Consider the following 20,698-nt stretch of genomic DNA (forward strand, 5'->3'; position numbering starts at 1 on the left):
CTCCCCCTAAACCGGATCTCCACTCATGCCTCTGTATCCAAATTCGTCGCTGGCTATGATAAACACCTTTTGTCCTGAGGCTTTGAGTTTTTTAAAAAGTTTCTTTGCTTCCTTTCTGGGGTTCTCAACGACTTTAACATCGCAATAGAGAAGTTCTTTGATGAATTCTGTCGCCGCTCCTACAGGTTCCCTGCTAACGAAGAAAATAAATTTTGTTGAAAACCCTTTTTCAAAGTAGTCTTTGATAGCTCTAAAATCTTCAACTCCCGCTAATCGCCCATAAATTATTGCAACCTGGTACTCTGCCACTTTATCTCCTCCGTTTGGTTCAGCAAGAACAAATTTATTATACACTAGCTGTAATTTGAACCTTTATCGCGTATCATTATTTCTCATTTGCGTTACTTTAAGTGCCAAGAAAGATTATCCCTCTTTTTTGAGTAGATTTATTTTTGACGCAACGTTCCCTTTTCGAGTAGATTTTTTATGAGGCAATTCGGTTTCTTGACTTTTATGGAAGAAAAGTAGTATAATAAATGTAGCAATTTAGATGTGTTATAAATTGTAACAAACAAAATTGGAGGTGAGTTTATATGGAAGAAAGAATCCCATTGATAGGTGAAAAATTTCCGGAACTAAAAGTCCAAACAACACATGGAGTTATGAAGCTTCCGGACGCTTTCAAAGGCAAATGGTTCATTCTCTTCAGCCATCCTGCTGATTTTACACCGGTTTGTACGACCGAATTTGTTGCTTTCCAAAAGCGATACGATGAGTTCAAAAAGCTAAACACTGAATTAATAGGTTTGAGCATTGACCAGGTGTTCTCCCACATTAAATGGGTTGAATGGATCAAGGACAATCTTAATGTAGAGATTAAATTCCCTGTAATCGCTGATGATACTGGTAAAGTTGCTTCCAAGCTTGGGCTAATCCATCCCGGAAAAGGGACGAATACTGTCAGGGCTGTTTTTATCGTTGATCCAGAAGGAACCATCCGTGCTATACTTTACTACCCGCAGGAGCTTGGCAGAAACGTTGACGAAATCTTAAGAATGATCAAAGGATTCCAGGTTTCTGACGATAAGGGCGTTGCTATTCCTGCAAATTGGCCCAACAACGAGCTTATTGGTGATGAGGTTATTATTCCACCTGCAAGCGACATGGAAACTGCAGAAAAGAGAAAAGAAGAATATCAGTGCTTCGATTGGTGGTTTTGCCACAAAAAAGTTGATTAATTGACTTCAATTGCCCCCTATATCAAAAAGCACAGTTAAGGCGAGGATTTATTCCTCGCCTTTTCTATTTCTTAACCTGTTGTATTTTTCCTTAAATTCCGAAAGGACCTTTTCAAATTCCAGAATATGGGAAGCAGCTTCATCGAGAAACATCATTCCAGAATCTGTTATACGGTAAATCTTTTTTGCTGGACCGGGGGCAGAAGTATCCCAATCGGCAATTACAAAACCATTCATTTCCAGTTCTGCAAGCAGACGGTAGAGATTCCCCATGTTACTGATTCCCTGTTTTGCCAGGCCAAGTTCTCTAAGCCTTTCGGATAATTCGTAGCCGTGGCCCGGTTTCTCTGCTATTAAAAGTAGTAAAAAGGCACTTTGCCACCAGCGCCACATTCCTCTACCTCTGCCAAAACCTCTACCAAAACCAGGCATATACATCACCCCTAAGTTTATCCGGGTATAAAATAACTGGGTTGGAATCTAAGGATCCCAACCCAATTATACATGGGTTCATCTTACTATTCAGCTCTAAGTTTTCTTATAGCAGCTTCAGCTGCAGTTATAATTGGATATACAGTGGGAGCAGATGTCAAAAGTGGATGGGTGCCTATCTGCATGGTTACCAGGTCGTTAGCCGTAACTCCCATTTGTAAGCCAAGTCCAAGAATATTTATCATTTCGCCTACACTCTTTCCACCAGCTATCTGTGCACCAAGCAGTATTCCACTCTCCTTTGAGAAGATCAACATTACATAAAGGCTGCTTTTATCTGGAAGTGTACCAGGATGCCTATCTATGCTTTTTGCCTCTCCAACTACACATTCGAAACCTTCCTCGCAGGCCGTTTTGTATGTCATTCCAGCAGCCCCAAGCGTCAATCCTTCGACCGAGGTTGAGAATACTCCCAGATTTCCATGATTCTCTCTCACAACTTTAAGGGTGTAAAGATTCGCTCCAGCAACTCTTGCGTCAAATGCAGCTGTAGATGCCAGCATGAGTTTACTTGGCTTTCTGGTGAAGAAATCCTTGTGTTCCGCACAATCTCCGACAGCGAAAACATCTTTAACGCTGGTTCTCATGTATTCATCCACCCAGATGGAACCACTGTATCCGAGATGGATAGGAAGCTTCTTCACAAGTTCAGTATTCGGTTTGTACCCCACAGCAAAAATGACCATGTCTGTTGAGAGTTTTTCACCACTGGAAAGTTCAACCCCTTCGACCTTATCTGTTCCAAGAATCTTTGTTACAAGGGTTTCGGTCATCACAACGACATTTTTTTCCTTAAGATTTTCTTCCATCAACTTGCCAAAAGATTCGTCGAAAGCGGCAGGAAGGAGATGAGGCTTAGCTTCAATTATCGTAACTTTCTTTCCCATCTTTCTGATTTCATCGCCAACTTCGACGCCGATGAATCCTCCGCCAATGATTATTACATTATGCGCTTTCTTAGCCGCTTCATAAACCTTCTCTATCTCTTCTTTATTCTTTGGAACTGCGTAAACACCGCTTAATTCCGCTCCTTCTATTTTTGGGATAACCGGTATGGAACCAGTAGCGAAAACAAGTTTGTCATACTGGACGCTTTCACCTGACGCTGTTTCAACTATTTTGGCTTCGAAATCTACGCTGGTAACCTCCGCAGTCATGAATTCCACACCGAGGTTTTCTGCGGGTTTGGTTCCCATTATGTTGCCGTCAACCGAACCTATGGTACCAAAAATGTACGGAATACCGCAGGGAACAAGTCCGACTTTTTCTTTTCTGATTATCAGGATTTCTTTGTCTGGATAGGTTTTCTTTGCTGTTGTTGCAGTAACAAGCCCGGCGGGGCCTCCACCGATTATGATAACGTCCCTTTTCATCGAAGTTATCCCTCCTTTATGAATCTGTAGAATACAGTTCCATTGTAGACAATCTTTTTTACGTGACCAAGGCTTTCGAACTCTCTCAGGAATTGTTCGCTGTTAATTTTCCTTTGTTCCAAAAAACTGCATATATCACTTTTTGACATTGGATGGCGCTTTATAATCTCCAGAAGAGCACTTTCAGCATCACTCTCGGGAGAAACGAATTTTCCGGGAGCACCTTTTTCAATGCTTATAGCATTGAATAACTCTCGTGCCTGTTTTATCGTTACCTCATCGGGCTTTTCAACCCATGGTTCTGCTGGAGGGCGTAGCGGAACATTGACATACACCCTATCAGGTTTTAGTCTTGCGATTCGCTCAGTTAATCTTTCTAATTGCTCTTTAGAGTCATTAAGCCCCTTTACAAGCATGACCTCGAGCCATACTTCACCCGGGAATAAATTTCTTAATTCAAGAAGGCCTTTATAAACCTCCTCGAAACTCAATTTGCCGAAGGGCCTGTTAATGCGCTTGAAGCTTTCGTCATCCCAGGCATCAAGAGTGGGCATTATAATATCCGCTTGTCTGACTTCATTTCTTACATTTTCATCGTAAAATAAAGAGCCGTTGGTAATGACCACAACGGGTTTTTTTGATAATCTCTTTATCCCGGATATTATGATATCTATGGGTCTATACAACAACGGCTCTCCTTCCGAAACGAGGGTTATAACATCATATTCGTTCTCATTGTGTACTTTTAAAAATTCTTCGAGTTCACCCAAAATTTCGTTTGTAGGATAAAAGCTCTGTCTTGTGTTACACACCTTCGTGGTTCTTCCAAGTTGACAGTAAACACAGGAATAATTGCAGACCTTGAAAGGAACGGTGCTCACACCGAGGGATCTTCCCAGTCTTCGTGAAGGGACGATTCCATAAACATGTCTCGAATTCTTATTTCTGGCGTTGGGGTGGTTCATATGGCTCCGCCTCGCCCCCGACCAATTCCTCTTCCAAATCCGCGTCCCATGCTGCGGCCTCGGCCCCGTCCTCCTCCGCCTATTCCTCTTCCACGTAGAAAGGGGTTTTCAGAATTGGGATGGATTGCGTTTTTGGGGCATACATCAAAACACTTTCCGCAGCGCGTACAGACGGAATTGTCTATCACGGCTTTTCTGTCTTTCATTTTAATTGCGTTCTCAACCGGGCAAGCCTGTACACAAAGGCCGCACCCGATACAATCGTTTTCTTTAACCCACGGCATTGAACTACCTCCTCATCCATGGGAAGGCCCGGGAGTTTCAAGTGCTGAGAGATCACCGTTCATGGCGCTTTCTATGTTCTCCCTGGCTGTTCCCTCCTTAGCGAGCAGAACCTTCATTCCAACCTGTTTCAAAGCGGAAAAAGCATTTTGACCGACATTTTTCGCTATGAGGACTTCGGCTCCTTTGCTTGCCAGAGTTTCAACCATTTTTGGTCCGGCACCGTGAGCCTGAGTTCCTTCATTTTCGAAAAATTCCGCTTCTTCTGTATCTGAATCGTATATAACGAAAAAGGCTGCTCTTGCGAATCTATCATCAACCTCCGCATCAAGGCTCTTATCTTTAACTGGCAAAGCGTACTTCATCTTCTATTCACCTCCAGGTTCTAAAGAATCAATGATTATGGAACTTCTTATCAGGTTCATAATTAACACTTTTCAACTGCCCTTCAAGATAACCATCAATAATTTCTTTTAGAGAACCACTTGCGCCTGTCAACACTTCAACACCAAAACTGCTGAAAAAAGCTTTAGCTCTAGCACCCATTCCCCGAGCTATAAGAACTTTCGCACCCTTTCGATAAATATACTCGGGAATCTCACCTGGTCCATGATCTTCAAATGGATTGGGTTCAATTTCCACTGAAGAAATTTTATTGTCTTCAACTTTTACAAAAGCAAAGTATGGAGCATGCCCGAAATGTTCAGAAATCTTGGCTTCAAGACAAGCATCATTCATTACAGGAACGGCAATAATCACAGTTCCACCTCCTAACTAAGTTGATCTTTGATTTTTTTGTATATCTCCCTTATTGCTTTGGCGGCTTTTGAATTTTCGTTAATAACTACGGGTTCCGCTTTTATAGTCGCTTCACGTACCATGGGATCGAAAGGTATTTTCCCAAGAATCTCAATGTTTTCTTTTTTGCACCAGTCAATAATCTCCTGGGTCTTATCCAGGTTGAGGTCAAATTTGTTTATCACGATCCCAAATTTCCTTCTAAAATGACGGACAGTTTGAACAATTCTGTCGAGATCATGGAGCCCTGAGACTGTAGGTTCCGCAACAATAACAACGTAATTCGCTCCAGTAATAGAAGAGGTAGCGGCACATCCGATACCTGGGGAGCCATCTATTATGATCGTTTCCCTTTTCTCATCTTCTGCAGCCTTCAAGGCCAATTTTCTTACTTCGGCTATCAATCCACCGGAGGTTTCTTCCCCGGGATCGAGTAGTGCATGGCTTAACGGAAGATCATCGACTTTCGAAAGGTAATAAACACCAGAACGGTTGTCATTTAAGGAGATTGCATTTATCGGGCAGGTGAGAACGCATGCTCCACAACCTTCACAGGCGTATGGATCCACAGAATAAGGATTTCCAGGTCTTATGGCATCGAAGCGGCAGGTTCGTTCGCATATGCCGCAAGCAATACAAGTATCATTTATTTCAGCTTTTTTCCCGCCGATATACTCATGAATTTCAAGTGTTTCTGGTTTCATAAGAAGATGAAGGTTCGGCGCGTCCACATCACAATCAGCCATTACATGATTATCGAAAAGATATGAAAGCGAACCTGAAAGAGTCGTCTTCCCCGTTCCACCTTTTCCGCTGACGATGGCTATTTGCTTCATTTCTTCATCACTCCGGTTATGTTATCAAAGAGTTTTTCGAAGCGTATAAACCACTCAGGATCTTCTTTTGTAAAGAGAAGTCCGCGAGAGTAGCATTCTGCTATATCTCTATCAAAGGGAATCCTTTCTAAAACTGGAATGTCTTTTTCTTTTGCGAATTTCTCTACTTCAGTGTAATCATCAGATGCTCTATTTACTATGATTCCCATGGGAATTTTCATTTCTTTCACAACATCTACCGCCAGTCTTAGATCGTGCAGTCCAAAAGGAGTTGCTTCGGTTACCATAAGGGCAAAATCTGCACCACGCAGTGTTTCAACAACAGGACAGGAAGTTCCTGGGGGTGCATCGATAATCGTTATCCGGGAACCATCTATATGTTTTTTCAACTGACGTATAACCCTGACACCAGAAGGTTCTCCTATATTCAACAATCCCATTCCAAAGGATAGGTTTTCATCTACTTTACCCAGTTTAACAACACCTATTTCTTTTGGTACTTCATATATTGCTTTGGTTGGACATATTATCGAACAGGCGCCGCAACCGTGACAAAGGCTGTCAAAAACCATTACCCCTGTTTTGAAAACGGATATAGCGCCGAATTGACAGACTCTGGCACATTCACCACATAGCGTGCATTTATCTTTATTCACCTTTGGAAGCAAAAGAAGGACCTGCTCCTCATGTTCGAACTTTACTTCGAAGAAAAGATGGGAATTCGGCTCTTCTACGTCAGCGTCAAGAAGCTGGACCGGCGTTGCTCTTGAAAGAGTCCATGCTAGATTTGTTGCTATGGTAGTTTTTCCTGTTCCACCCTTTCCACTGAGCACAGCTATTACCAAGATTCAACCCTCCTAAAAAAGATGATTAGAGGTAAACTCTTCATACAAAGAAAGAGGCCTCGATGAACTTTGCATGATCCATAACAATGGTTTATAGCACAGCTATTGGAGGCCTCTTTCAAGCCATGAATATTTTGTCTAAAAAATTACCACCATCCACGGCCCCAACCTCTACCGAAACCATAGCCTCTTCCGAAACCAGCTCCTCTACCGTACCATCCGTGTCTCCAGGCCAGACCGGGTCCTCTGAGCCCTGTCCATCCGTAGCGCGGTGCATTAGGGTTGAACCATACAGAACTTCTTAAAGGAGAAAAGCCTCTACCGGGGTAAAATCTTGTCGAGCACCAACCAAGTCCACGTCCGGTCATTGGACCGTATCCCATGGGGCCAGTTCCATCACCAAAGGGCATTTTTTCACCTCCCTTGATTCTGGAGTTCTTTTAGCTTTTTTTCAACTTCAGCTAATTCTTCTTCAAGGAATGCTTTGTATTCCATTAACATCTGCTCTTCTTCCTTAGGATCGGGTCCCCAGGGGCCATAAAGGTCATATACAGGACCGCGGAAATAATCACGCTCGAGTCCATAATCATATCCATAACCACCATAACCCCAACCGGCCATTCTACCGTAACCTCTGCCGTAGCCTCTGCCAAAACCGCGTCCATAGCCTCTGCCATAACCTCTTCCGAAACCATTTGGCATATAATTCACCTCCTTGAATTGTATCATATATATATGTTGTCTACATATATAATACTACGATACCCTTCTTGATGTCAAGGAGCGTTTTGGAGATCATAAAACATGGCGCTCGCGAGGCTGTCAGATTGTAAAACGACGCGAACCGCAAGCGGTTGTTGCGAACTCTTTCAGAGTTGTTTCGAACCACTACGTGGTTGCTACGAACTGCTTCGCAGCGATAAAAACCGTTGTAGGTTGTGGGTTGTAGGTTGTGCGTAAGAATCGAGAGAAAACGCGGACCGTACCATCTTCTCACAAAACAGTCATTCTGGAGATGTTCCATCCAGAATCTTGTTTTCAGGACCGGATCCTGAATCAAATTCAGGATGACGAGCAAGATTTGCGAGGTTGTAATAAATCGCTGTTTTTCATTGTGGGCTAGAACATTTTCCGCCCTTTGTGGTTACTATGATTTGCTATTGGTCGTTTTACCTTCTCGGGTTCTCGATTCTCGGCTCTCGAGTTTTATACAGCATGCTGTGCCCTTTTTATACCAGCGACATAGTCACTTCAAGCCTCGAGGCTATCAACTAACAACTAGCAACTGACAACGGCTTTTCTTGAACTCTCGGATTCTTAGCCCTCGAAGAAATTATGATGTAAAATTGAAAATGACGGAAAGAATTGAGAATTTTTGATCGATTTGTTTATCGAGCTTTCTAGTGTTAAAATGGCACAATGAAAAGAGATTTTGAAATCGGGAGGAGATATCAATGGTTGTTACAGTGATGGTTGAAATTCCCAAAGGTAGCAGAAACAAGTATGAATATGACAAAGAAAAGAAAATGATTCGATTCGATAGAACTCTTTTCTCATCTGTTCATTATCCAGCTGACTATGGGTTCATTTGCGATACGCTTGCGTTAGATGGAGATCCGCTTGATGCCATGGTTCTTGTTTCAGAACCAACCTTCCCCGGGTGCATTATAGATGTAGTCCCAGTTGGTGTTTTCAAGATGTGGGACGAAAAAGGAACTGATGAAAAGATATTATGTGTTCCCGTGAAAGATCCTCTCTGGAATCATATTGAGAATCTAGAGCAAGTTCCGCCACACCTCCTTAGAGAGATAGAAAACTTTTTCTCTATTTACAAACAACTTGAAAACAAGGTCACTGGTACCGAAGGTTGGGAAAGAAGAGAAGCTGCTGAAAGGATAATAGAAGAAGCTCAAAGACGCTATCAAGAAGTGAAGAAAAAGAATAAGTAACGCTTTTGCGTCTATCGGTCTTTATCTTGGTGCAGTTCGTATGTACGCTTTACTTCATCCAGAACATCAAAAAACGCATCAAGAACAACAGGATCAAATCGTTTTCCGCGATCCTGGCGCAACATTTTAAGCGCTGTTTCAAACTTGAAGGCCGGTTTGTAAGGCCTTCGTGATGTTAATGCGTCAAAAACATCAGCAACTGCTACTATGCGCCCAGCAAGGGGAATCTGTTCGCCCTTCAACCCATAAGGATAACCACTTCCGTCCCATTTTTCATGATGCCCTATTATTACATCCCTTGCAGTTTTCATAAAGTCAATGCCAACTTTTGATATAAGATTTTTGCTCATCTTTTGCAAAACACCTTCACCTATAATTACGTGAGTTTTCATGATTTCAAATTCTTCTTTGGTGAGTTTTCCAGGTTTCAGAAGTATTTTGTCTGGGATCCCCACTTTTCCGATGTCGTGTAATGGACTGAACCATAGTACTTCGCGAATGAACTTTGGCGTGAGTCTGTCGTCGTCTTTTGCAAGTCTGGAAGCAATTAAATACGAATACATCGAAACCCTTGTTAAATGTTCGCCGGTCTCGAGGTCTTTTTTTTCTACGATATCAGCAAAGGTTCTCGCGGTTGTCGCAATCAGCTCCTGGTTTATGTAAGAATTGTAAATAAGACCCTTGATAATCCTTACAAAACGTTCAATTCTGGAAGCATTTTCCTCTGTAAAAAAGTTCGCTTTTGTACTGTTCACGAAGAAAAAGCCTATGCACCTATGATTAACAAATATAGGAACGGTTATGCTCGATCTCATGCCTTCTTCTAAAATAAGTCTGGTTACCTCGGACTTATGTACATTTTCATAGTAATGTTGGAGATCGTTAATTATACGTGGATGCCTGTTTTCTATGATTTTGCTGAGTGTTGTGTGATCAAGCCTATAGACGAAACCTGATCTAAGGCGTATTTCACCCGCTTTTGACACGGCCGTTTCTGCGATGACATTTCCTAACTCATCTAAAAAAGCAAATGCTATCCGATCCACATTCACATATTTATTCAATGTCTCAAATATGTTGGGAACGATATCCTCCAGAGTTCCAACGGTTGGAATATTCAACAGTTCTTTGTCAAACTTCAGCTCATTGATAATCTTTTCTGTACTTTCACGGACCCCTTCTGTTTCCTTCAACGTTGATTTTAGTTGTGTTTTTAATTTTTCATGTTCAAGAAAGGAATCTATATTTTCCATACTCTGCTGAACATATTCCAAATAGTGTTTAAAGCTTCTCCAGATAAATAGTAAGACAACCACCATGCTCCCAAGACTGGCAATTATGATATACAACGCTACATTTTTTAATTTGTTAACAAACCGGACCCTGTCGTATACCCAATTTTCCACTTTTCTCTGCAAATCTTTAAGAATCGTGGCAAACCGTAGGTACTGATATTCGTCTGTTATCAGCGGAAGCATTTCATCGGAAGAAAAGGTTATAGGGATTTGCGAAGAATATTTTTCAAGTTCCCTTAATTCTTTGGATAGTTTTGATAGTGTCTCCGCGTACTCTGGAACTTCTTGTATTTGTCCCTTACTATCATGATAGAGATTATGAAGTTTTCCAACTTCCAAAACCATTGCGTTAATTTTCGAGAAGTCATTTGCGATTTTTTCATAGTACGCAAGCCTTAAGCTGGCTAATCCGAATAATAGAAGCATAGCCCCAATTGCACCGAAAGAAACAATGGTAGCATAGAGTAAAATGTTTATGTATGTTCTCACACTTTTTTTCATCAGCCATCATCCTATTTTCTATTAAAACTAAATCCTTCCTTGAAAATCTTCAAACAAGCTTGCACCACATCTGGATCATACAGCTTTCCAGCATTTTTATCAATTTCTTCAAGAGCATTATCGATCCCCAGTGCTGGTCTATAAGGTCTGTGTGAAGACATCGCTTCAACTACATCAGCAACGGCTAAGATTCTTGCTTCTAAGAGAATTTCACCGTTTTTCAATCCTTTAGGATATCCTGAACCATCCATTCTTTCGTGATGCTGAAGAACAATATCTGCGATTGGCCACGGAAACTTAATTTCTTTGAGGATTTCATAACCAGCTTCTGGATGGCTTTTTATTATTTGCCATTCAATCGGTGTAAGTGAACCCGGTTTTACTAATATTTCGGACGGTATAGATATTTTTCCTATATCATGAACTAACCCGGCCATAGCAACAGCGGTAACTCTATCCTCTGGTAAATTCAATTCTTTTGCAATCTTGTTAGCCAAAATAGAGACCCTATGTTGGTGTCCCGCAGTATAAGGATCTTTCTTTTCAACGATCTTTCCCAGAACGCGGATAGCTCCTCGTAACGTCTCTTGAAGTTCAAAGTGAACCTTTTTATTTTCCGTTATATCTCTTACTGTTCCAACCATTCTTACTGGCTTACCATTTTCATCCCATTCGACAACTTTCCCGCTGATGAAGGCCCACTTCCATTCTCCTGATTTTGTATACAGGCGAGCTTCTACTTCATATTTATCCGAAAGTCCTTTCAAATGATTTTCCAACATTTCTTTGGTTCTTCTAACGTCTTCCGGATGAACAATAGCAAAGAATTTCCCGATCGCACTTCCGCTGATCGTCCCCGCGTTATCCCATCCGAAAAGAACGGCGAAACGTTCATCCAAAAAAACTTCATTTGTTTTAAGATCAAGATCCCAGATACCCGCTTCAGTTCCCTCAAGAGCCAGATCAAGACGTTCTTTAATTTTTGTCAGTTGTTTCAATTCCATTTTTTCTTTGGTCACATTCACAAGAGTGATAACAAAAGCTTCTTCATTACCAAGAAAAACCTTTTCTGCATTCATCTGGACAATTTTTTTGCGGTTATTTGGAAGGTTTAACACAAATTCCTGGATCCTTTCATTCGAAATGGCATAATCAAAAGTAGAATCAATGAGTTTTCGACCCTCAAAAAGTCTTTCTGCGGCGGGATTAGCATAGATTATTTTGCGGGTCTTTTTTGGCAGTATAAAATAAATGCTGTAAAAATAAAAAAAGCCCTGTATCCTAGAATAGGAAGAACACATAAACCATACAAAGGAGGGATACAGGGCCCATGGAAATCAAAGATATTATACTCCAATTTCTCACAGAAAATGAAGAAGGCGAATTGCTTCAAAAAAAATCTACTCGAAAAGGGAACGTTGCGTCAAAAATAAATCTACTCGAAAAAGAGGGATAATCTTCTCGAATACCAAAGAAGGTAGGCGAGAAGATGAAGAGGTTAGATATGAAAAATGTGGTGGAAGATTATTCAAAAAGGTACAGAAAAGCTCGCAAAAAAGAAAAATCCGAGATTCTAGATGAATTCACCCGAGTTACCAAGTATAATCGTAGTTACGCATCGTTTTTACTACGAGGAGCCTTGAAAAAGCGAAAGACAACCTCACCCAGCAAGAAAAAAGGCCGAAAGAAAAAATATGATCGTAAAGTCTTCGTGAAACTCGTGAAGATATGGGAGATAATGGATTTTCCGTGTGGTAAAAGGCTCGAAGCAGTGATGGACGAAGTAATAGATAATCTTGTTCGTAATGGGCATCTAACATTGACTGAAGAAACAAAGAGGAAGCTTCTTAATATAAGTGCTTCCACTATCGATAGATTGTTAACCAGCGAGAGGAAAAAGATGGAACTCAAAGGACGATCTCATACAAAACCCGGAACTCTTCTGAAAAAGCACATACGAATAAAAACACATTACGAGTGGGACGATACAAGACCAGGCTTTGTTGAGATTGATCTCGTTGGGCATGATGGCGGGAGTGTAAGTGGTGATTTTTGCTACAGCCTCAACATGGTAGATGTAGCAAGTGGTTGGAGTGTAGTGGCACCAATAAGAAACAAAGCGCAAATCTGGACATTAAAAGCTATAATTCAGTTGAGGAAAACGCTTCCTTTCACTTTATTAGGTATTCACTCAGATAACGGATCAGAATTCATTAACAGACACCTATACCGTTATTGTGAAGATGAAGGGCTTCTATTCACCAGAACCCGGAGTTACAACAAGAATGATAATTGTCATGTCGAACAAAAGAACTGGTCTGTTGTAAGAAGAGCCGTTGGATATTACAGATACGATACAGAGGAAGAATTCCAAATACTGAAGGAGTTGTACGCGTCGCTGAATCTGTACAATAATCATTTTCAGCCAAATCAGAAAATCGTTGAGAAAATTAGAAAAGGAAACAAGGTAAGCAAGAAATACGACCGTCCTACTACACCATACGAAAGGATCATGCGATCTCCCTGGGTTGACCAAGATAAAAAAGACAGGCTTCGCAGACAACACGAAGCCCTAGACATTTACAAACTCAAGAGTATAATAACACATTTGCAAGAGCAATTACTGAGCATCCAGATTGACAAATCGAAAGGAGGGATCCTCAACTATGTCCCTCTCAATTTCAAGTAGATTCTATTTTGAGGCATCCAATCTATTTCAAGTAGATTTATTTTTGAGGCATTACGGAAGGAATGAGAAATCTTCTAACCTGGTTTTTGAATACGGTTATGGAATATGAAGCCCGGATACAGGCTGGAGCAGACTACTACGAGAGAACAAAAAACAGAAGAGCACACCGCAACGGTTATAGAAAAAGAAGTTTGAACACCAGATTAGGAAAATTGGAGTTGAAGAAACCCCAATTCAGAGAATTCCCCTTCGAAACCAGGGTCTTTGATAAATACTCAAGAGTAGAGAAAGCATTAAAGAACGCTATTGTCGAATCATATCTTCAGGGTGTTTCTACTCGCAGGATAAAGGAAATAATATCCACCTTAGGAGCAGAAGAACTTTCACCTGGAACAGTTTCTAATATAGCCAGGGAACTGGACGAAAAGGTGTATGAGTTTCTTAACAGGGAAATAGAGGAGGAGATACCGTATCTTTTCGTGGACGCCAGCTATTTCAAAGTCAGGGACGGGGTTAGATACGTCAATAAAGCTCTTTATGTGGTAGCCGGTGTGAGAAAAGATGGACATAGAGAGATACTTGGTGCAAAGATCGCCGATGTTGAAGATGAACTCTTTTGGGAAGACTTCTTCCAAGAATTGAAAAACCGTGGATTGAGAGGAGTAGAACTTGTCATCTCAGATGGTCACAAGGGGATAATCTCAGCGGTGAAAAAGGCCTTTATTGGAGCGAGCTGGCAAATGTGCCATGTACATTTTGTGAGGGATGTGCTGAAAAAAGTACCTCGTAAACGCTGGAAAGAGATAGCAGAACGGTTGAACGAGAGCCTGGAAAGTGCGAAAAAATTACAAGCCTTTATTGAGGAACTTGAAGAAGAAGGCTTCAAAAAAGCGGCGGAAACCTGTGAAAGATTCATATTCGGCTTGTTTAATTACCAGAAATATCCACGGGATCATTGGAAAAGGATAAAAACGACGAATATGCTGGAACGGATAAACAAAGAACTAAAAAGGCGTACTAGAGTGGTAGGAGCTTTTCCAAATGATGCGGCACTTTTGAGGTTGGCTGTCGCAATCTTACTTGACATTAACGAAGAATGGCTGCTTGGAAGGAGATATCTAAACATGGGATCTTAGCCTGTTTTAGGATACAGGGATATTTTTACAGCACTTTCTTGACATAGCCTCTTTTTTACTACGAGTATCGAAGCAGAGGTATTATTTAAGACCATTTTTAGTAATTTGATTTCTGGTACATCTGTCTTATTGTTTCTAAGCAAATCCACCATCCCCTTCATATACCGTATTCCAGGACTTTTAAACACGGAGAATGATGCTATGACATTTTAGTTTACCACTAGTTCGTGTCTATAGAAAACACTAACAATTGAAATATGAGTAAGCATTTCTATGCTAGAATTATTTTAGTCCTTATGTTGATTATTCATAATTCGCATGAGGAACTCTTAAGGGGGGGATAATATGGAATGCACGAACTTTAAGCAAAATCTTCAAAAGTGCAATTGTAGTTATCCTGGTTGTCCAAGAAAAGGGAAATGCTGCGAGTGCCTTTCTTATCATCGTTCCCGCGGAGAGTTACCTGCGTGTTACTTTACTGAAGCACAGGAAAGAACCTGGAACAGGAGCATTGAGTACTTCATACAATCTCGTTGAAAAAGCTGCTTTCTTGTGAAAAAGAGTCTGAGGAATTAGAAAGTTATTCATTAATATAAATAAATTAAACTATTCAGTAGTCGAGTAATAATAGCTCTTAAAATCAGAGTTCTCTTTCGAACAGAAGTTCAATATTCTTCAAAAGGTAGTCAGTAACATTCTTAAGAGCTTCAAGGCTTGCAAGATTGTTCTGGTATCTTTTTAGGTTGAAAGCAAATCGTGGATCAAGGTGAACAATTGTTCTATCTCTGCATCGCTTTACTTGTTCAATGTACGAAATTGTCTCATTTTCAAGATTTTCGAGGGAGTCAAGCAGCGGATAAACCTTGTACCTGAGCTCTTTTAGGACATTTTGCCGTATGAATCGTCTTAGTTTGTCGAAGGTATAGCCACTGTTTCGAATGAGCTTGGCAGCTCTTACAACAGCACTTTCATAGGTTGAAAGAAGCTCGAGATCTTCAAGTTCTTCAGGAATTTTCTCTTGTGCTTTCTCTAATAGTATCTGAACTTCCTCATTTAGAATTTCAACTTCCCTTTTTAGCACCTTTTCTCTTAAACAAAAGGCTTTCCTTTTTTCTGGTTTTATAGTATCTACGAGTTTCATTTGGCATACTCCTAATCCCTGGTCATAGCATTTAATCCATAATGATTATAACGTACCGGCATCTAAAACCGAGATCCGGTGTTCGAGATCCGACAACCGAGAGACCAAGAAGATGAGAATCGGCTCTCAAAGCTCTTTCTACACCCAAGACCCTTAACCCCATACCCGATTTTTATCTAAACTCCAGTCTCCAACATCCAATCTCGTACTTTAATTTTTGTTCACAAGCTCTCGGATTCTCTGTGTTTTCGAACAACCGACAACGATTTCTTACATCCGCCGAAGGCGCTTACCCCTGACATAGTCAGGCTTACCCCCAGCGCAGCTGGGCACACCCACGCGAAGCGTGCTTACTCGCCGCGTAGCGGCCCTCTCGGGTCTCGGCTCTCGGACTCTCGGATCTCGATTAAGTCGAACAGCAATCCCCTATGAAATGAATTCACACATTGCGAAGGAACTGGTAAGTTTCCTGTAACTTGACAGGTGGGGAAGGTGATGGTAATATAGTTAGCGCTGGAGATAAGAGGGTCATTGAAAAATGGATAGCGGTCCCAAGGAAGAAAACTTTGAGTGGAAAGAGAGCCATGGATGGAGGGTTTGATCCTGGCTCAGGGTGAACGCTGGCGGCGTGCCTGACACATGCAAGTCGTACGGGCGGACCCCCTTCGGGGGGCGAGCCAGTGGCGAACGGGTGAGTAACACGTGGGAACATATCCGCTGGTGGGGGATAACTACCCGAAAGGGTAGCTAATACCGCATAAGCCCGAAAGGGGAAAGGTGCAACAGCATCGCCAGTGGAGTGGCCCGCGGCCCATCAGCTAGTTGGTGGGGTAAGAGCCCACCAAGGCGACGACGGGTAGCCGGCGTGAGAGCGCGACCGGCCACAAGGACACTGAGACACGGGTCCTACTCCTACGGGAGGCAGCAGTGCGGAATATTGGACAATGGGCGAAAGCCTGATCCAGCGACGCCGCGTGCGGGACGAAGGCCTTCGGGTCGTAAACCGCTGTGGTAAGGGACGAATAGCCGGTGGAGTGGAAAGCCACCGGAGGAGACGGTACCTTACTAGGAAGCCCCGGCTAACTACGTGCCAGCAGCCGCGGTAATACGTAGGGGGCGAGCGTTACCCGGAATCACTGGGCGTAAAGGGAGCGTAGGCGGCCCAGCAAGTCGACTGTGAAAAACCGGAGCTCAACTTCGGTCCTGCGGTCGAAACTGCTGGGCTTGAGGACAGTAGAGGGAGACGGAACTGCCGGTGTAGGGGTAAAATCCTTAGATATCGGCAGGAACGCCGGTGGCGAAGGCGGTCTCCTGGGCTGGACCTGACGCTGAGGCTCGAAAGCCAGGGGAGCGAACGGGATTAGATACCCCGGTAGTCCTGGCCCTAAACGATGCTCACTAGGTGTGGGGTGCGTAGAGCACTCCGTGCTGAAGCAAACGCGATAAGTGAGCCGCCTGGGGAGTACGCCCGCAAGGGTGAAACTCAAAGGAATTGACGGGGGCCCGCACAAGCGGTGGAGCGTGTGGTTTAATTCGATGCTAAGCGAAGGACCTTACCAGGGCTTGACATGCTGGTGGTACTGAACCGAAAGGGGAAGGACCCACCGTTAGGTGGGAGCCAGCACAGGTGGTGCACGGCCGTCGTCAGCTCGTGCCGTGAGGTGTTGGGTTAAGTCCCGCAACGAGCGCAACCCCTGCCCCTAGTTGCCAGCGGTTAGGCCGGGCACTCTAGGGGGACCGCCGCCGACGAGGCGGAGGAAGGGGGGGATGACGTCAGGTATCGTGCCCCTTATGTCCTGGGCGACACACGCGCTACAATGGGACGGACAGCGGGGAGCGAGGCAGCGATGCTGAGCAAATCCCTGAAACCGTTCCTCAGTTCGGATTGCAGGCTGCAACCCGCCTGCATGAAGCCGGAATCGCTAGTAATCGCGGATCAGCCATGCCGCGGTGAATACGTTCCCGGGCCTTGTACACACCGCCCGTCAAGCCACCCGAGTTGGCAACACCTGAAGACGGGTGTCCCAACCGAAAGGGGGGAGCCCGTTTAAGGTGGGGCTGGCGAGGGGGGCTAAGTCGTAACAAGGTAGCCCTACCGGAAGGTGGGGCTGGATCACCTCCTTTCTAAGGAGTCAAGTGCGGACCGCTATCCATCTTTGAGTGACTCTCAGGTCATTGAAAAGTGCATAGGGAAGGTAAAGGTACAGAAGGCGCACGGTGGATGCCTAGGCAGCAGGAGGCGAAGAAGGGCGTGGCAAGCTGCGAAAAGCCACGGGGAGGTGCAAACGACCGTTGATCCGTGGATGCCCGAATGGGGAAACCCACCTACCTGAGAGGGTAGGTATCTCCGAAAGGAGAGGCGAACCCGGTGAAGTGAAACATCTCAGTAACCGGAGGAAAAGAAATCAACCGAGATTCCCTGAGTAGCGGCGAGCGAAAGGGGAGGAGCCTAAACCGTGGTAGTGTAGAAGCCTGCGGGCGTTGCTACCACGGGGTAGAGGGACGCAACTGGGCGAGGCCGCAGACTCGCCGGGGAGTTACAAACCTTGCATCTAGCTGAAGGGTCTGGGAAGGCCCACCGGAGAGGGTGAAAGTCCCGTAGGCGAAAGGTGCGAGGCTCCCTGGGTTGTGATCCCGAGTACCACGGGGCACGAGGAATCCCGTGGGAATCAGGGGGGACCACCCTCCAAGGCTAAATACTCCCTGCTGACCGATAGCGCAAAAGTACCGTGAGGGAAAGGTGAAAAGCACCCCGGGAGGGGAGTGAAAGAGGACCTGAAACCGTGTGCCGACAAGAAGTGGGAGCCCGAAAGGGTGACCGCGTGCCTTTTGATTAATGAGCCTGCGAGTTATCGTAGCTGGCGAGGTTAAGCCGGGAGAGGCGAAGCCGAAGGGAAACCGAGTCTGAAAAGGGCGAGGAGTCAGCTGCGGTAGACCCGAAACCGGGTGAGCTACCCATGGGCAGGTTGAAGGTGGGGTAACACCCACTGGAGGACCGAACCAGTTGGCGGTAAAAAGCCATTGGATGACCTGTGGGTAGGGGTGAAAAGCCAACCGAACCCGGTGATATCTGGTTCTCCCCGAAACGTGTCTAAGCACGGCCCTGCATGGTCAGTGATGGGGGTAGAGCACTGGTTGAGCTAGGGGGGCAACCTCCGACCTCAGCCAAACTCCGAATACCATCACTCAAAGTGCAGGAGACAGACTACGGGCGATAAGGTCCGTGGTCGAAAGGGAAACAGCCCAGACCACCAGCTAAGGGCCCGAAGAGGTGGCTAAGTGTTAAAGGAAGTGAAGAGTCGAAGACAGCTGGGATGTTGGCTTAGAAGCAGCCATCATTTAAAGAGTGCGTAACAGCTCACCAGTTGAGGCTCTTCGCGCCGAAGATGTAAGGGGGCTGAAGCCACCCTCCGAAGCTGTGGGACAGCAGCGAAAGGCTGTTGTCGGTAGGGGAGCATTGCGCGGTAGGGCGAAGGCAGACCCGCGAGGGCTGCTGGACGAAGCGCAAGAGAGAATGCAGGCATGAGTAGCGAGAGGAGAGTGAGAATCTCTCCCCCCGAAAGCCTAAGGGTACCTGGGGAAGGGTCGTCCGCCCAGGGTTAGTCGGTACCCTAAGGTGAACCCGAAAGGGTTAGCCGATGGGAAACCGGTTAATATTCCGGTACCAGCTAATAGTGAGGCTTGGGGCGTGACGCAGGAGGATAGGCCTCGCGTACTGGTTGCACAGTGCGTCCAAGCGTCAAGGCCGATGATGGAGGTAGGCAAATCCGCCTCCGGAGGCTGAGGCGTGATGGGGAGCTTCTTCGGGAGCGACGAGGTTGCGTTCACACTGCCGAGAAAAGCGTCGCAAGCCGCTTGAGCTATTAGCTGACCGTTCCGCAAACCGACACAGGTAGGCTGGCTGAGAAGGCTAAGGGGAGCGGGATAACCCCCGTTAAGGAACTAGGCAAAATGGCCCCGTAACTTTGGGAGAAGGGGTGCTCTCTGGTGTGAATAGCACCGGGGAGCCGCAGTGACAAGGCTCCGGCGACTGTTTACCAAAAACACAGGACTCTGCTAACTCGAAAGAGGAAGTATAGGGTCTGACGCCTGCCCAGTGCCGGAAGGTTAAGGGGAGGGGTTAGCCCGAAAGGGCGAAGCTCTGAACCGAAGCCCCGGCAAACGGCGGCCGTAACTATAACGGTCCTAAGGTAGCGAAATTCCTTGTCGGGTAAGTTCCGACCTGCACGAATGGCGTAACGATCGGAGCACTGTCTCAACGGGGGGCCCGGCGAAATTTCAGTCTGGGTGAAGATGCCCAGTACTCGCAGCTAGACGGAAAGACCCCGTGGAGCTTTACTGCAGCTTGGTATTGTACTTTGTTGTGGTGTGTACAGGATAGGTGGGAGGCTGAGAACCCGGCTCGCCAGGGTCGGGGGAGCCGCCGGTGGGATACCACCCTCGCCACAGCGGAGTACTAACCTGGTGGTGTGAAGAGCACCACAGGGACAGTGCTAGGCAGGCAGTTTGACTGGGGCGGTCGCCTCCAAAAAGGTAACGGAGGCGCACGAAGGTCGGCTCAGGTTGGTTGGAAACCAACCGGAGAGTGTAAGGGCAAAAGCCGGCTTGACTGTGAGGCTGACAGGCCGAGCAGGAGGGAAACCTGGTCCTAGTGACCTTGCGGCACTGAGTGGAAAGGCCGTTGATCAGCGGATAAAAGTTACCCCGGGGATAACAGGCTAATACCGCCCGAGAGTTCACATCGACGGCGGTGTTTGGCACCTCGATGTCGGCTCATCGCATCCTGGGGCTGGAGCAGGTCCCAAGGGTTAGGCTGTTCGCCTATTAAAGCGGTACGTGAGCTGGGTTCAGAACGTCGTGAGACAGTTCGGTCCCTATCTGCTGCGAGCGGAGGAGGCTTGAGGAGGGTCACCCCTAGTACGAGAGGACCGGGGTGAGTGGACCACTGGTGAACCAGCTGTCGTGCAAGCGGCAGTAGCTGGGTAGCCAACGTCCATGAGCGATAACCGCTGAAAGCATCTAAGCGGGAAACGTGCTCCAAGACGAGGCCTCCAAGGGTCGTCCGAGAAGAGGACGTAGATAGGCTGGAGGTGTAAGCCCCGCGAGGGGTTGAGCCGACCAGTACTAATCACCCGAGACCTTTACCTATCCCTATGCA

20 protein-coding genes and 2 rRNA genes are annotated in these 20,698 nt (G+C 45.1%); 8 read left to right on the plus strand and 14 right to left on the minus strand.

Features of this window, described 5'->3' with window-relative positions; all coding sequences use genetic code 11:
- Positions 1-6 precede the first annotated feature (6 nt).
- Positions 7-309: a hypothetical protein gene (locus tag KOLE_RS05645; protein ID WP_015868480.1), complete on the minus strand. Its 303-nt coding sequence runs from the start codon at positions 307-309 to the stop codon at positions 7-9.
- A 284-nt stretch (positions 310-593) separates the two neighbouring features.
- Between KOLE_RS05645 and KOLE_RS05650 the strand changes: the two genes are divergently transcribed.
- The gene (locus tag KOLE_RS05650; protein WP_015868481.1) at positions 594-1,238 is read left to right on the plus strand and encodes a peroxiredoxin; all 645 of its coding nucleotides are present in this window, start codon (positions 594-596) and stop codon (positions 1,236-1,238) included.
- 48 nt (positions 1,239-1,286) lie between these two features.
- Here the strand turns inward: KOLE_RS05650 and KOLE_RS05655 are convergent, their stop codons facing one another.
- From KOLE_RS05655 to KOLE_RS05700, 10 genes are all read right to left on the minus strand, one after another.
- Positions 1,287-1,670 carry a PadR family transcriptional regulator gene (locus KOLE_RS05655; protein WP_015868482.1) on the minus strand — a complete coding sequence of 128 codons (384 nt, stop codon included), beginning with the start codon at positions 1,668-1,670 and terminating at the stop codon, positions 1,287-1,289.
- Positions 1,671-1,756: 86 nt separating this feature from the next.
- Complete coding sequence (locus tag KOLE_RS05660) at positions 1,757-3,103, minus strand: FAD-dependent oxidoreductase (RefSeq protein WP_015868483.1); 1,347 nt, start codon at positions 3,101-3,103, stop codon at positions 1,757-1,759.
- Positions 3,104-3,108: 5 nt separating this feature from the next.
- On the minus strand, positions 3,109-4,068 hold the full coding sequence (locus KOLE_RS05665) for a radical SAM protein (RefSeq protein ID WP_015868484.1): 960 nt from the start codon (positions 4,066-4,068) through the stop codon (positions 3,109-3,111).
- A complete protein-coding gene (locus tag KOLE_RS05670; protein WP_015868485.1) occupies positions 4,065-4,352 on the minus strand; it encodes a DUF362 domain-containing protein in 288 nt (95 codons plus the stop codon). The genes KOLE_RS05665 and KOLE_RS05670 overlap by 4 nt, the downstream gene beginning before the upstream one ends.
- 12 nt (positions 4,353-4,364) lie before the next feature.
- Entirely contained in the window at positions 4,365-4,715 is a 351-nt protein-coding gene (locus KOLE_RS05675) for a NifB/NifX family molybdenum-iron cluster-binding protein (RefSeq protein ID WP_015868486.1), read from the minus strand.
- A 28-nt stretch (positions 4,716-4,743) separates the two neighbouring features.
- Positions 4,744-5,109, minus strand: a complete 366-nt coding sequence (locus tag KOLE_RS05680; RefSeq protein WP_015868487.1) for a NifB/NifX family molybdenum-iron cluster-binding protein — start codon at positions 5,107-5,109, stop codon at positions 4,744-4,746.
- Positions 5,110-5,120: 11 nt separating this feature from the next.
- Positions 5,121-5,984, minus strand: a complete 864-nt coding sequence (locus KOLE_RS05685; RefSeq protein WP_015868488.1) for an ATP-binding protein — start codon at positions 5,982-5,984, stop codon at positions 5,121-5,123.
- Positions 5,981-6,829, minus strand: a complete 849-nt coding sequence (locus tag KOLE_RS05690) for an ATP-binding protein (protein ID WP_015868489.1) — start codon at positions 6,827-6,829, stop codon at positions 5,981-5,983. The genes KOLE_RS05685 and KOLE_RS05690 overlap by 4 nt, the downstream gene beginning before the upstream one ends.
- A 146-nt stretch (positions 6,830-6,975) precedes the next feature.
- Positions 6,976-7,239, minus strand: coding sequence for a DUF5320 domain-containing protein (locus tag KOLE_RS05695; RefSeq protein WP_015868490.1), 264 nt, complete (start codon positions 7,237-7,239; stop codon positions 6,976-6,978).
- Between the two features lie 4 nt (positions 7,240-7,243).
- Positions 7,244-7,531 carry a DUF5320 domain-containing protein gene (locus KOLE_RS05700; RefSeq protein ID WP_015868491.1) on the minus strand — a complete coding sequence of 96 codons (288 nt, stop codon included), beginning with the start codon at positions 7,529-7,531 and terminating at the stop codon, positions 7,244-7,246.
- A gap of 752 nt (positions 7,532-8,283) precedes the next feature.
- Between KOLE_RS05700 and KOLE_RS05705 the strand changes: the two genes are divergently transcribed.
- Entirely contained in the window at positions 8,284-8,778 is a 495-nt protein-coding gene (locus KOLE_RS05705) for an inorganic diphosphatase (protein ID WP_015868492.1), read from the plus strand.
- A gap of 11 nt (positions 8,779-8,789) precedes the next feature.
- Here the strand turns inward: KOLE_RS05705 and KOLE_RS11160 are convergent, their stop codons facing one another.
- Both KOLE_RS11160 and KOLE_RS11675 read right to left on the minus strand, forming a co-directional pair.
- Positions 8,790-10,574, minus strand: a complete 1,785-nt coding sequence (locus KOLE_RS11160) for an HD-GYP domain-containing protein (RefSeq protein WP_049753255.1) — start codon at positions 10,572-10,574, stop codon at positions 8,790-8,792.
- An 11-nt stretch (positions 10,575-10,585) separates the two neighbouring features.
- Positions 10,586-11,875 carry an HD domain-containing phosphohydrolase gene (locus KOLE_RS11675; protein WP_015868494.1) on the minus strand — a complete coding sequence of 430 codons (1,290 nt, stop codon included), beginning with the start codon at positions 11,873-11,875 and terminating at the stop codon, positions 10,586-10,588.
- 29 nt (positions 11,876-11,904) lie between these two features.
- On the opposite strand from KOLE_RS11675, the gene KOLE_RS11810 reads away from it, so the two are divergent.
- From KOLE_RS11810 to KOLE_RS11745, 4 genes are all read left to right on the plus strand, one after another.
- Positions 11,905-12,030: a hypothetical protein gene (locus KOLE_RS11810; protein WP_015868495.1), complete on the plus strand. Its 126-nt coding sequence runs from the start codon at positions 11,905-11,907 to the stop codon at positions 12,028-12,030.
- 48 nt (positions 12,031-12,078) lie between these two features.
- Positions 12,079-13,263 (plus strand): ISNCY-like element ISKol11 family transposase, encoded by a 1,185-nt coding sequence (locus KOLE_RS05720; RefSeq protein WP_015868496.1) that lies wholly within the window; start codon positions 12,079-12,081, stop codon positions 13,261-13,263.
- 62 nt (positions 13,264-13,325) lie between these two features.
- On the plus strand, positions 13,326-14,399 hold the full coding sequence (locus KOLE_RS05725; RefSeq protein WP_015868497.1) for an IS256-like element ISKol5 family transposase: 1,074 nt from the start codon (positions 13,326-13,328) through the stop codon (positions 14,397-14,399).
- Positions 14,400-14,744: 345 nt separating this feature from the next.
- Entirely contained in the window at positions 14,745-14,936 is a 192-nt protein-coding gene (locus KOLE_RS11745; RefSeq protein ID WP_015868499.1) for a DUF6485 family protein, read from the plus strand.
- A 103-nt stretch (positions 14,937-15,039) separates the two neighbouring features.
- On the opposite strand, the gene KOLE_RS05730 is transcribed toward KOLE_RS11745, so the two are convergent.
- On the minus strand, positions 15,040-15,540 hold the full coding sequence (locus KOLE_RS05730) for a hypothetical protein (protein ID WP_015868500.1): 501 nt from the start codon (positions 15,538-15,540) through the stop codon (positions 15,040-15,042).
- Positions 15,541-16,125: 585 nt separating this feature from the next.
- Here KOLE_RS05730 and KOLE_RS05735 point away from each other — a divergent pair.
- Together KOLE_RS05735 and KOLE_RS05740 are read left to right on the plus strand one after the other, a co-directional pair.
- Positions 16,126-17,664, plus strand: a 16S ribosomal RNA gene (locus tag KOLE_RS05735).
- Positions 17,665-17,734: 70 nt separating this feature from the next.
- Positions 17,735-20,688: ribosomal RNA gene (locus KOLE_RS05740) — 23S ribosomal RNA — on the plus strand.
- The 16S and 23S rRNA genes sit together here, the layout of an rRNA operon.
- Positions 20,689-20,698: the final 10 nt, after the last annotated feature.

Origin of the sequence: Kosmotoga olearia TBF 19.5.1, from assembly GCF_000023325.1 — a bacterium.
GTDB lineage: Bacteria > Thermotogota > Thermotogae > Petrotogales > Kosmotogaceae > Kosmotoga > Kosmotoga olearia.

Bases quoted from the DNA above. Each gene is read 5' to 3' on its own strand.
- KOLE_RS05650 (WP_015868481.1), top strand. From the start codon at position 594: ATGGAAGAAAGAATCCCATTGATAGGTGAAAAATTTCCGGAACTAAAA.
- KOLE_RS11745 (WP_015868499.1), top strand. From the start codon at position 14,745: ATGGAATGCACGAACTTTAAGCAAAATCTTCAAAAGTGCAATTGTAGT.
- KOLE_RS05655 (WP_015868482.1), bottom strand. From the start codon at position 1,670: ATGCCTGGTTTTGGTAGAGGTTTTGGCAGAGGTAGAGGAATGTGGCGC.
- KOLE_RS05660 (WP_015868483.1), bottom strand. From the start codon at position 3,103: ATGAAAAGGGACGTTATCATAATCGGTGGAGGCCCCGCCGGGCTTGTT.
- KOLE_RS05725 (WP_015868497.1), top strand. From the start codon at position 13,326: ATGAGAAATCTTCTAACCTGGTTTTTGAATACGGTTATGGAATATGAA.
- KOLE_RS05695 (WP_015868490.1), bottom strand. From the start codon at position 7,239: ATGCCCTTTGGTGATGGAACTGGCCCCATGGGATACGGTCCAATGACC.
- KOLE_RS05720 (WP_015868496.1), top strand. From the start codon at position 12,079: ATGAAAAATGTGGTGGAAGATTATTCAAAAAGGTACAGAAAAGCTCGC.
- KOLE_RS11810 (WP_015868495.1), top strand. From the start codon at position 11,905: ATGGAAATCAAAGATATTATACTCCAATTTCTCACAGAAAATGAAGAA.
- KOLE_RS05730 (WP_015868500.1), bottom strand. From the start codon at position 15,540: ATGAAACTCGTAGATACTATAAAACCAGAAAAAAGGAAAGCCTTTTGT.
- KOLE_RS11160 (WP_049753255.1), bottom strand. From the start codon at position 10,574: ATGAAAAAAAGTGTGAGAACATACATAAACATTTTACTCTATGCTACC.
- KOLE_RS05665 (WP_015868484.1), bottom strand. From the start codon at position 4,068: ATGAACCACCCCAACGCCAGAAATAAGAATTCGAGACATGTTTATGGA.
- KOLE_RS05675 (WP_015868486.1), bottom strand. From the start codon at position 4,715: ATGAAGTACGCTTTGCCAGTTAAAGATAAGAGCCTTGATGCGGAGGTT.
- KOLE_RS05700 (WP_015868491.1), bottom strand. From the start codon at position 7,531: ATGCCAAATGGTTTCGGAAGAGGTTATGGCAGAGGCTATGGACGCGGT.
- KOLE_RS05685 (WP_015868488.1), bottom strand. From the start codon at position 5,984: ATGAAGCAAATAGCCATCGTCAGCGGAAAAGGTGGAACGGGGAAGACG.
- KOLE_RS05705 (WP_015868492.1), top strand. From the start codon at position 8,284: ATGGTTGTTACAGTGATGGTTGAAATTCCCAAAGGTAGCAGAAACAAG.
- KOLE_RS11675 (WP_015868494.1), bottom strand. From the start codon at position 11,875: ATGTGTTCTTCCTATTCTAGGATACAGGGCTTTTTTTATTTTTACAGC.
- KOLE_RS05670 (WP_015868485.1), bottom strand. From the start codon at position 4,352: ATGCCGTGGGTTAAAGAAAACGATTGTATCGGGTGCGGCCTTTGTGTA.